Source organism: Candidatus Burkholderia verschuerenii, from assembly GCF_001189365.1.
GTDB classification, from domain to species: Bacteria; Pseudomonadota; Gammaproteobacteria; order Burkholderiales; family Burkholderiaceae; genus Caballeronia; species Caballeronia verschuerenii.
On record NZ_LFJJ01000196.1, the window covers coordinates 1 to 10657 of the forward strand.

Here is a 10657-nt window from a genome sequence, read left to right on the forward strand (position 1 = left end):
GAAGTTCCAAACTCCCAGGAAACCATTCAGATCAATATTGCTTCTGGGAGTTCTGGGAAACACGATCTTCCGGCGGCCCCTTGCCACCCTTGACTTCGACTAATTCTGAAGGGCCGACTCAGTATCGTTTTCACGAAGCCTCAAGCCGGCTTTTAGGCGCACAATGTCGGGACCCTGCGCACGGGCAGGCCAAGAGGAGAGCGACATGACCGCCATCACCTGGGTTCTCGCCGCCGACGCCCATCGCGCGCGGGTCTTCGAGACGCGTGGCTTGCGACTCGATCTGCAACAGGTGGCGGACCTGAAAAATCCCGGCGCGCGCATGGCGGAATCGGGCGAGCCGTTTGCCCGGACCGTTGCGGATTTTCTGGAACAGAGCCGCATCGAGCATCGCTTCGACCGGCTGCGACTCGCGGTCGATCCGAGCTTTCTCGGCCTGCTGCGCGAACGGCTCAGCAGCGAAACGCGCAAGTTGGTCTACGACGAACCCACCGACGACGCAACGCGTCTGCGCCAGCATGCCGAGCGGCGTTGATCGGCGAATCTGAGAAGAAGTGTCATAAGTCCTTGCAGCGGCTTTTCGTGCGTCAACTGGGCGCGACGAATGGCGTTTCTGAAGCATCGCAAGTCATGTCGGCTTGCTGCGTTCAGACAAGGATCGTTCATGAAGAAAACGCTCTTCGCCGCTGCATTCATCGCTTGCCTGTCGGCGAGCGCATTCGCCGACTCGAATAACGGCCAACCGGGACAGCCGGGTCCGTTTGGTCAGCCGGGACAGCCGCCGCAAGCGGGTCAATATGGGCAGCCGGGACACTACGGCCAACAAGGGCCGCATGCTCAGCCGCAACAGCCGGGTCCGCGCGGACCACAAGGCGATCGCGATCACGAGCGAGATCAGCACGGCCACGAGCAGCATCACGATCAGGGCCGCCATGAAGGACATGAAGGCCACGAGCATCACGGCGAAGAAAACCACGAGAATCACGACGACGCCCATCGCGACTCGCACGCGAAGCACGGCCATGCCTCGCAGCACGACAACGGCCATCAAGCCTACGAGCGCTACCACGGCGACGTAGCGAACCCGAACGGCTACAACCGCTAAGCAGAGCAGTTGAAGCGCGGATCAAGCAGCCCGATCCGCGCCCGCGAAAATCCCCGCGCGATCCGACAGCCGCACGAGTTCCGCGAGCGAACGCGCCTCCATCTTCTCCATCACCCGCGCGCGATGCACCTTGACGGTCTTTTCGACCGTGCCGAGTTCGCTCGCCACCTGCTTGTTCAGCCAGCCGTTCACGACCAGCACCAGCACTTCGCGTTCGCGCGGCGTTAGGCGATCGAGCCGTCGATGGATCGCGTCGATCTCGCTGCGGCTCGCCCACGCCCGCGCGGATCGTTCGAGCGATGTCTCGATCGCGCGCAGCAGCGCGGCGTCGCTGACCGGCTTGGCGAGAAAGTCCGTCGCGCCCGCTTTCATCGCGCTCACGGTCATCGGAATATCGCCGTGACCGGTGACGAAAATGATCGGCAAGGTTTCGCTGTTGGCGTTCAGCGCGCGCTGCAAGTCGAGTCCGCTCAGACCGGGCAACTGCATGTCGAGGATGAGACACGCGGGCGCGCTCTCCAGCCGCGCATCGTCGAGAAACGCCTGAGCGGATTCGAAACTCTCCACGCGATATCCCGCCGATACGATCAGCCGCGTCAACGCTCGGCGCACGCCGCAATCGTCGTCGACGACATACACCAGCGCGTCGGGCGCGCTCATCGCGAGTCGCGCGCGCACGACGGGCGGCACGGTTTCGGTCGGCAACGTGAAGGTGAAGGTCGCGCCGCGATCCGCGTTGTTGCTGGCCCAGATGCGTCCGCCGTGCATATCGACGATCGATCGGCTGATCGACAGGCCCAGCCCGAGACCATCGCGCTTGAAGGTGCAGAACGGCTTGAAAAGCTGATCGGCCAGCGCATCCGGCAGGCCGTGTCCCTGATCGCGCATGGACACACGCACGCGCGATTCGCCATCGCGCGCGGCGGCGATCGTCACGATGCGCTCGCCTTCGCGATCGTCCATTGCGTCGAACGCGTTGAGCAGCAGATTCAGCACGACCTGCTGCAACTGCACCTTGTCGCTGCGCACGAGCGGCAAAGGCGAATCGATATCGAGCACGACGCGAATGCCGCGCTGGATTGCATCGCTATGCACGAGTTGCGCGACGTCGCCAATCACGCCAGCCATCGACAGCGGCGCGAGTTCGAGTTCGCCCTTCTTCACCAGCGCGCGGATGCGCCGCAGAATCTCGCTCGCGCGATTGGTGTCGGCGACGAGATCGGACAGAATCTCGCGCATCTCGTCGAGATCGACCGGCTCGCGATTCATGAAACGCTGCGCGGCCTGCGCGTTACTCAAAATGGCGGTCAGCGGCTGATTCAGTTCATGTCCGAGCGATGCCGCGAGTTCGCCCAACATCGACACACGCGTGAGATGCGCCAGTTCCTGACGATTGCGCCGCAATTCATCGCGTTCCGTGCGATCGATCACGACCGCGAGCATCAGCGGCGCGGCGCGCTCGTGCATCGCGCGCAGCGTGACATCGGCGAGAAAAGGCGTGCGGTCCTTACGGCGCGCGAACAGCGTATCGGCGCGATCGGCCGATGCAATCGACGTGCGCAGCCCCGGCATGATCGTATCCGCCGAGGCCCCGCGCAACTCCTGTCGCGCATAGCCGAAGAGTTGTTCCGCGCTCGCGTTGGCGAAGTCGATGCGGCCGTCGCGCGTGAGGACGAGCATCGCGAGCGGCAGGCGTTCGAGCGTATCGCGCATGGAATCGTCGGCATCGCGCGAGGAAGCGGCGTGCGTGCGCGCGGTGCTCGATGTGAGAGCCGGATAGCTGGCCGTATGCGCGTGTCTGCGACGGCCGAACGGCGTGGACGTCAATCCGATCAACGCAGCCCTGACGGCCGCTGCGGCATGCACGATGACCATGACCCCGTGCTCCTGTCAGTCCCTCGCGCGGCGATGCGCACGAAAGCGAATGATGTTCATGGAAGCGCATGAACAATGACGTAAGCGCGTTTGCGCTGAAGAAATCGTCCCAGCCTCTGCCATGTTTTCTTTTTGCCGACCGGACTCGTCAGCGCGCCGCAAGCCTGTTCGTTGGACCTCAAGCCGGGCAACGCCGAACGATCGAAATGGTAGGCGGCGCGGCACCTCCTGTAAACCAATAGCACGAACACAATCGCCTGCGTATACCGCGATGATCGATACCACGCTCGATGCAAGGAATGTTCCGTAGAACGAAATCGTCGGCGGTTTATTTTCGCGGCGCGAGACGATCGGCGCGCCGGGCATGCCGCGTGCGTCATGTGCGGATATTGCGACGCACACGAGCCGTCATCTCATGAAGAATCTCTGGACCAAGAAGAACCCGTTTCTCAGCATGTGGCTGTCGGGTGCGAACGCCGTGGCCGGATCGGCGCGTTCGCGCGCGACGGCGGCCGCCAAACGTCAGGCGAACACCGCCGTGCGGCGAAGTCAGAAGGATGTCGTCGACTTCTGGACGGCGGCGCTGACGCCGCCCAAGCCGACCCGGCGCAAAAAGCGCCGCTGATCAGCCGCGTTCCAGCGCGGCCATCTCGCGCACGACGACCAGCAGCATCGACAGACTCGCGACGCCGCTCGCGCGCAGTTCCGTAAGCAGACGCGTGTAACGTTCGATCGCCGTTTCGTGCTTTGCGCGCCAGCTTTCGACGATGACATATGGTGCATCGATGCCCCGCGATTGTTCCAGCGCGCTCACCGTCAAGGCACGCTTGAGGCGCGCGAATTCCTCCAGCGCGGCGGCGCGCGCCAGCAAGTCCCAATGCGTGGAAATGGGCAGCGCCATCGCGCGTTCGGTGATGCCCTGATAATCCAGCACCGTGCCGATGCCGAAATACACGCTCGCGACCAGTTCGAGACTGCGCTCCGAACACGCCGCGACTTCCGCGCTGTCGAGCACGGCTGTCGCTATCTCGCCGCTCGCGACGCGCGCCGCGAGGCTGCTTTCCACGCCCGCGTCTTCGAGTTCGCGGCGGCGCGCATACCACGCATCGAGTTGCGTCGACGGCAGCAGCGCGGGCAATTGCGGCGCGAGCCGATGCGCGGCTTCGCGGCAACGCGCCAGCACGTCGCGCGCTTCGGCGAGACCCGAGCCGTTGTGCTTGAGATGCCGCAGGAACCACAACGCGGTGTCGTCGAGCAGACGCACGACTTCGACGAACATGCGCGCTTGCACTTCGTCGGCGACGAGGTTGTCGAGCGCGTCGATGCTGCGCCAGAGATCGTCGAGATCGAACACGTCGCGCGCCATCAGCGACGCCCGCACGATATCGCTCGGACGCGCATCCGTCTCTTCCATCAGACGATGCACGAACGTGCAGCCCGTGCGATTCACCAGCGCATTGGTCAAATGCGTGGCGAGGATTTCGCGCTTGAGCGGATGACGCTGCATCGTCTCGCCGTAGCGCGCCTGCAGCGGCTTCGGAAAATAATCGGGCAGCATGTCGGCGACGAGCGCATCTTCCGGCACGTCGGATTCGAGCAGTTCGTCGTACAGCCACATCTTGCCGTAGGCGAGCAGCACCGCGCGTTCCGGCGACGTCAAACCTTGCTTGTTCGCCGCGCACTCGGCAATTTCATCGTCGGATGGCAGGAACTCGATGCGCCGCTTCAATCGTCCGATGCGTTCGAGGAAACGCATCATGCGCGCTTCGGCGTCGAGCGTATCGCCGACATAGCGTTTCGCGATGGACAGCGCCTGCGTCTGCGCGTAGTTGTCCTTCAGCACGAGCAGGCCAACTTCATCGGTCATTTCGGCGAGCAGCACGTTGCGCTGCTTCTCGGTCATCTCGCCATCCGCGACGACGAGGCCGAGCAGAATCTTGATGTTGACCTCATGGTCCGAACAGTCGACGCCCGCGGAATTATCGATTGCATCGGTATTGATGCGCCCGCCATGCTGCGCGAACTCGATACGCCCCAATTGCGTGAAGCCGAGATTGCCGCCCTCGCCCACGACCTTCGCGCGCAGTTCCGCGCCGTTCACGCGCACCGCGTCGTTGGTCTTGTCGCCGACTTGCGCCGGCGTTTCGTTGGTTGATTTCACATAAGTGCCGACGCCGCCGTTGTAGAGCAAATCGGCTTTGGCGAGCAGGATCGCGCGAATCAGATCGTTCGGCGCGAGCAGCGACGCAGTGATGCCCAGCGCGCTCTGCACTTGCGGCGAGATCGGAATGGTCTTCGCGGTGCGCGGATACACGCCGCCGCCGGTCGAGATCAGCGAGGCATCGTAATCGGCCCAGCTCGAACGCAGCAGCGCGAACAATCGCTCGCGTTCGACGAAACTCTTCTCCGTATCCGGCGACGGATCGAGAAAGATATGACGATGATCGAACGCCGCGATCAGCCGGATATGACGCGACAACAACATGCCGTTGCCGAACACGTCGCCCGACATATCGCCGATGCCGACCACGCTGAAATCGGTCGTCTGCGTATCGACGTTCATCTCGCGGAAATGGCGCTTGACCGATTCCCACGCGCCGCGCGCGGTAATGCCCATCTTCTTGTGGTCGTAGCCGACCGAGCCGCCGGACGCGAAGGCATCGTCGAGCCAGAAGCCGTATTGCTGCGAAATGGCGTTCGCGTAGTCGGAGAAGGTGGCCGTGCCCTTGTCGGCGGCGACGACGAGATACGGATCGTCCGGATCGTGACGCACGACTTGTGGCGGCGGCACGATGCCATCGGGCGTGCGGTTGTCGGTGACGTCGAGCAGGCCGCGCAGGAACATCTGATAGCACGCGACGCCTTCCGCGAGAAACGCCTCGCGATCCGTCACGGGCGGCGGATTCTTCACGACGAAGCCGCCCTTCGAGCCGACCGGCACGATCACCGTGTTCTTGACCATCTGCGCTTTCATCAGGCCGAGCACTTCGGTGCGGAAATCCTCGCGACGATCCGACCAGCGCAAGCCGCCGCGCGCCACGCGTCCGCCGCGCAGATGCACGCCTTCGACGCGCGGCGCGTAGACCCAGATTTCGAACATCGGTTTCGGCTCGGGCAAGCCCGGCACTTTCGACGGATCGAGCTTGAACGACAGATACGGACGCGGCTGTCCGTGCTCGTCGCGACGGAAATGGTTGGTGCGCATTGTCGCGCAGATCACGCCGAGGAACTGGCGCAGAATGCGGTCCTCGTCGAGATTCGGCACCTTGTCCAGCGCGGTTTCGATATCGGCGAGCACGCGTTCGGCGGCCTTCTCGCGGTCCTCCAGCGATCCGCCGCGCGCCGGATCGAAGCGCACCATGAATAGTTGCACGAACTTCTTCGCGATATCGGGATTACCGGTCAACGCGCGTTCGATATACGCATCGCTGAACGTGGAACCGACTTGCCGCAGATACTTCGCATACGCGCGCATGATCGTCACGTCGCGCGCGCCGAACTGCGCCCGCAACACGAGGCGATTGAAGTCGTCGTTTTCCGTTTCGCCCGACCAGACGCTGGCGAACGCGTTCTCGAACAGCGGCTTCACGTGATCGATGTCGAACTCCACATCGTCCTGCAATTCCAGGCCGAAATCGTGAATCCACGCGTTCGGCGCGCCGGTCGGCTCGATCAGATACGGCCGCTCTTCATCGACGCGCACGCCGAGATGTTCGAGCATCGGCAAACTGTGCGACAACGCGATCGGATCGCCGACGCGATAGACCTTGAAGCGGAACGCGCGCTTGCGCGTATCGATGCCCGCTTCGATCGGCCGATACAGACTCATCGCGATTCCGCCCGGCAGCTTGTGCGTGCTTTCGATCAGTTCGATATCGCGCACCGCCGTGCGCGCCGGATAATCCTCGCGATATCCCGCCGGAAATGAATCGGCATAGCGCTGCAGCAGCCGATTGCCCGCCTCCTCGCCGTGACTGTCGATAAGCGCATCGGCGAGATCGTCCTGCCAGCGGCGCGCGACCTGCACGACGCGCGTTTCGAGTTCGCGCGTATCGACTTCGGGCATCGCGCCGCGATCCGCGCGCACGACGATATGAATCCGCGCCAGCGGCGACTCCGACAACAGCGGTGTGAATTCGATGCTCTTGCCGTTGAACGCCTCCATCAGCACTTTCGAAATGCGGCGGCGCAAGTCGGTGTTGAACTTGTCGCGCGGCACGAACACGAGGCACGACACGAAGCGGTCGAACTGATCGCGCCGCACGAACAGCCGCGTGCGCTGATGCTCCTGCAAACGCAGCACACCGATGGCGATATCGAACAGCACGTCTTCATCGGCCTGAAAGAGTTCGTCGCGCGGATACTGCTCGAGCACGGTGATCAGGGACTTGTGCAGATGGCCTTTTTCGAGGAAGCTCGCGCGCCGCACGATGTTCGCGCACTTGCGCCGCACCAGCGGAATCTCGGAGGTCGGCACGAGATACGCCGTCGACGTGTACAGCCCGAGAAAGCGCCGCTCGCCGATCACCTTGCCATCCGGCGATACGCGCTTCACGCCCACATAGTCGAGATAGCCCGGCCGATGCACCGTCGCGCGCGTGTTCGCCTTGGTGAGAAAGATCGGCGCCGCTCCTTCGATGATCGCGGCCGCGCCCGGCGGCAACGGCGTGATGTCGTTCGCGGACGGCTGGCGCAGGTTCTCGCGCAGAATGCCCGCGCCCGAACCGGCGATGCCGCGCAAGGCGGGCGCGCCATCATGCTCGATCAGTTCGTAATCGCGGCAGCCGAGGAAGGTGAAGTGATCGTTCACCATCCATTCGAGAAACGCGCGCGCCTCGATGCCGTCGGGCGTGGTATCGCGCGTCTTGAGTTCGCCGATGGCCGCGCGCGCGGATTCGAGCAGCATCGGCCAGTCCTCGACGGCGGCGCGCACATCGCCGAGCACGCGCGCGATGTTCACGCGCACTTCGTCGAGGCGCTCCGCTTCGCTGCATCGATCGACTTCGAAATGGATGAACGATTCGAGTTCGGACGCGCCGTCGCTCGCCTGTTCGTGGCCCTGCCCGATGCGCTCGATTTCGCCCGCGTGCGCGCCGCTCTTCGCATGCCACACGCGGAACACCGGATGAATCACCGAATGCAGCGCGAGGCCCAGGCGGTTGAGTTCCATCGACACCGAATCGACGAGGAAAGGCATGTCGTCGTTGACTATCTCGACCACCGTATGATCCGAATGCCAGCCGTGCTGCTCCAGATTCGGGTTGTAGACCCGCAGCACTTCATGCTTGCCGGCAAACTTCTGCGCGGTCTGCCAGTGCGCCATCGCCGCGCCGTAGAGATCGGCCACGTCGCGGCTGGCGATATCCTCGACATCGACCTGATCGTAGTAATGACGCAGCAACGGTTCGACGAGCTTGAACGAAGGTTCCGGCAATCGCGCCCGCGCGAAGTCCAGAAGATCGTTGATGAGGTGTTCGACCCGCGCTTCGTTCTTGACCAGCATGGTGTCCCTCCGAGTCTGCATGAGTCCCCGTGAATCTCCGGTGGCCGGAGCGTGCCCTGACGATTATGCGCCGCGCGCCCGCACGATTCGCGCATCGCGCATGTGCGAACGCACATGGATCGCGCGACGCGTGCCGCGTATCGCATCGGAGAACCTTAGTCTTCGACGATGACCTTCGCGCGACAGGGAGAAACTTGCAGCAGGAGCCGTGCCGCGTGCAGCGGCTGCATCGATTCGACGCGCGTCAGGAGCCGAGCGCGCCCGCGCCGCCCGGAAAGTCGATGACGCCTTCGCCCGAGAAGCGCCCGCCGTCGAACATGTCGCCCGCGAGCCGGCCGCGCACGGCATACGAGACCTTGCTGACCGCATCGCCGCTTGCGTAGCCCAGCGCCTGACGTGCGACCGACCACGCCGATACCGTCACCGGCACGGAAATCACCGCTTCGCCGAAGCGCGGCACGGTGCCGTGTTCGCTGCTCACGCCGCTCGCGAAGGCGCGGCCGTTCAGGTCGAGATCGAGCGCCACGCCGTCGTAGTCGATGGGCGCATCGTTCGGGTTTTGCACACGCAGCTTGACGGCGAAGCGCATCTCCAGTCCTTGCCCTTCGAGCGGCTCGATGCCCGCGACGTTCACGCGCATATCCTCGCGATTGAACAAACCCGCGCAGCCATTGAGCGCGAACAGCGCGATGCAGGCGCAGAGCAGGAACACGAGGCGCTTCAGTGCGTGGGGCGTGGGCATCGGCGGATCCGGTGAGTTGATGGGCGATGAACCATTTTAAAGGCGATCAGGCGCGCAGCGTTCGCCACGCCTGCAACAGCATGTCCCCGCACGCATGATGAAACCAGTACGCATCCGCGACGGCGAGCGCGGCCGCCCACGCGCCCGCCACAACGATCAGATCGCAGCGGCCGCTGGTCCACAGATTGAGCGAATGACGCGAGACGATCCACGGCACGCCGAGCGGATTGGGCCAGTCGGCAAGCAGATGCATCACGCCGCCGCAAGCGAAGCCGAACGCGAACGCCGCGCCCGGATGGCGGCCGAGAAAATGCCACGACACCGCGAGCAACGCGATCCATCCGGTCCCCCAATGCGTCAGCGTGCGATGCGTGATCCACAGCCGATGCTTGCGTCGCCACCACGCGACTTCGAGATAATCCGGCGCGGTTGCGCCCGCGATGGCCGCGACGAACGCCAGTCCGCGCGCGAGCCAATCCGTGCCGGTCGCGCCGACGAGCGCTGCGGCGATGATCGCGGCGGCGAATCCGGTCGCGTGATGAGCCTTGTTCGATGCCATGAAAGTTCTGCATGTAGCGCATGCAATCACATGCACGCGCAAAAAGACGCGCATGTTCGCATGGCGCGCCAGGCATGGACGTGCGCGGATACATAAGGTTACGGAATTGCGCTTGCGGAAACCTCGCTGCACCGCGCCGAGCCTTCGCGTTGACTAAAATGTTCGTTATATCGATGCGTGCGCAATGTCGCGCGCGCTTCATGCATCGAGCATCGCCATGAATTCCGCCGTCATGCAACAACTGAAATACCTGAGCGCCTATCCGATCGCGCTACAGGACAAGGTGCGCCGTCTGATCGCCCAGCAACAACTGGGCGCGTATCTCGACGCGCGTTATCCGCAGAAACACGCGGTGCAATCCGACCGCGCGCTGTACACGTATTGCTCCGATTTAAAGAACGAATTTCTGCGCGTCGCACCGGCGATCGACAAAGTGTTCTACGACAGCAAGCTGGATGTCCTGCGACATGCCCTCGGATTGCATACGGCAATCTCGCGCGTGCAAGGCGGAAAGTTGAAGGCGAAGAAGGAAATACGCATCGCGTCGCTGTTCAGGGACACGGCGCCGGAATTTCTTCGCATGATCGTCGTGCACGAACTCGCGCATCTGAAGGAAAGCGATCACAACAAGGCGTTTTATCGTCTGTGCGAGTTGATGCAGCCTGGCTACCATCAGATCGAATTCGATCTGCGGTTGTATCTCACGCATCGGGATATGGAGCGTCAGGCGCCTGCCTGAAGTTAGTTAGTCGGCCCTTCAGAATTAGTCGAAGTCAAGGATGGCAAGGGGCCGCCGGAAGATCGTGTTTCCCAGAACTCCCAGAAGCAATATTGATCTGAATGGTTTCCTGGGAGTTTGGAACTTCGCCGATG

General features: G+C 63.2%; 9 protein-coding genes. 4 read left to right on the forward strand and 5 right to left on the reverse strand.

Features of this window, described 5'->3' with window-relative positions; translation table 11 throughout:
- Positions 1-205: 205 nt before the first annotated feature.
- Together BVER_RS24270 and BVER_RS24275 are read left to right on the forward strand one after the other, a co-directional pair.
- Positions 206-535, forward strand: coding sequence for a host attachment protein (locus tag BVER_RS24270; RefSeq protein ID WP_050455452.1), 330 nt, complete (start codon positions 206-208; stop codon positions 533-535).
- Positions 536-664: 129 nt separating this feature from the next.
- Positions 665-1105, forward strand: a complete 441-nt coding sequence (locus BVER_RS24275; RefSeq protein ID WP_157056201.1) for a collagen-like protein — start codon at positions 665-667, stop codon at positions 1103-1105.
- A gap of 21 nt (positions 1106-1126) precedes the next feature.
- On the opposite strand, the gene BVER_RS36345 is transcribed toward BVER_RS24275, so the two are convergent.
- Positions 1127-2980: a response regulator gene (locus BVER_RS36345; RefSeq protein WP_370444274.1), complete on the reverse strand. Its 1854-nt coding sequence runs from the start codon at positions 2978-2980 to the stop codon at positions 1127-1129.
- 15 nt (positions 2981-2995) lie between these two features.
- On the reverse strand, positions 2996-3346 hold the full coding sequence (locus tag BVER_RS31865) for a hypothetical protein (RefSeq protein ID WP_157056202.1): 351 nt from the start codon (positions 3344-3346) through the stop codon (positions 2996-2998).
- 49 nt (positions 3347-3395) lie between these two features.
- Here BVER_RS31865 and BVER_RS24285 point away from each other — a divergent pair, with 49 nt between their 5' ends.
- Entirely contained in the window at positions 3396-3605 is a 210-nt protein-coding gene (locus tag BVER_RS24285; protein ID WP_050455458.1) for a hypothetical protein, read from the forward strand.
- Here the strand turns inward: BVER_RS24285 and BVER_RS24290 are convergent, their stop codons facing one another.
- From BVER_RS24290 to BVER_RS24300, 3 genes are all read right to left on the reverse strand, one after another.
- Entirely contained in the window at positions 3606-8483 is a 4878-nt protein-coding gene (locus tag BVER_RS24290) for an NAD-glutamate dehydrogenase (RefSeq protein WP_050455454.1), read from the reverse strand.
- 244 nt (positions 8484-8727) lie between these two features.
- Positions 8728-9225: an LEA/WHy family protein gene (locus BVER_RS24295; protein WP_050455455.1), complete on the reverse strand. Its 498-nt coding sequence runs from the start codon at positions 9223-9225 to the stop codon at positions 8728-8730.
- 46 nt (positions 9226-9271) lie between these two features.
- Positions 9272-9784, reverse strand: coding sequence for a metal-dependent hydrolase (locus tag BVER_RS24300; protein WP_050455456.1), 513 nt, complete (start codon positions 9782-9784; stop codon positions 9272-9274).
- A gap of 232 nt (positions 9785-10016) precedes the next feature.
- Between BVER_RS24300 and BVER_RS24305 the strand changes: the two genes are divergently transcribed.
- Positions 10017-10523, forward strand: a complete 507-nt coding sequence (locus tag BVER_RS24305) for a M48 metallopeptidase family protein (protein WP_050455459.1) — start codon at positions 10017-10019, stop codon at positions 10521-10523.
- Positions 10524-10657: the final 134 nt, after the last annotated feature.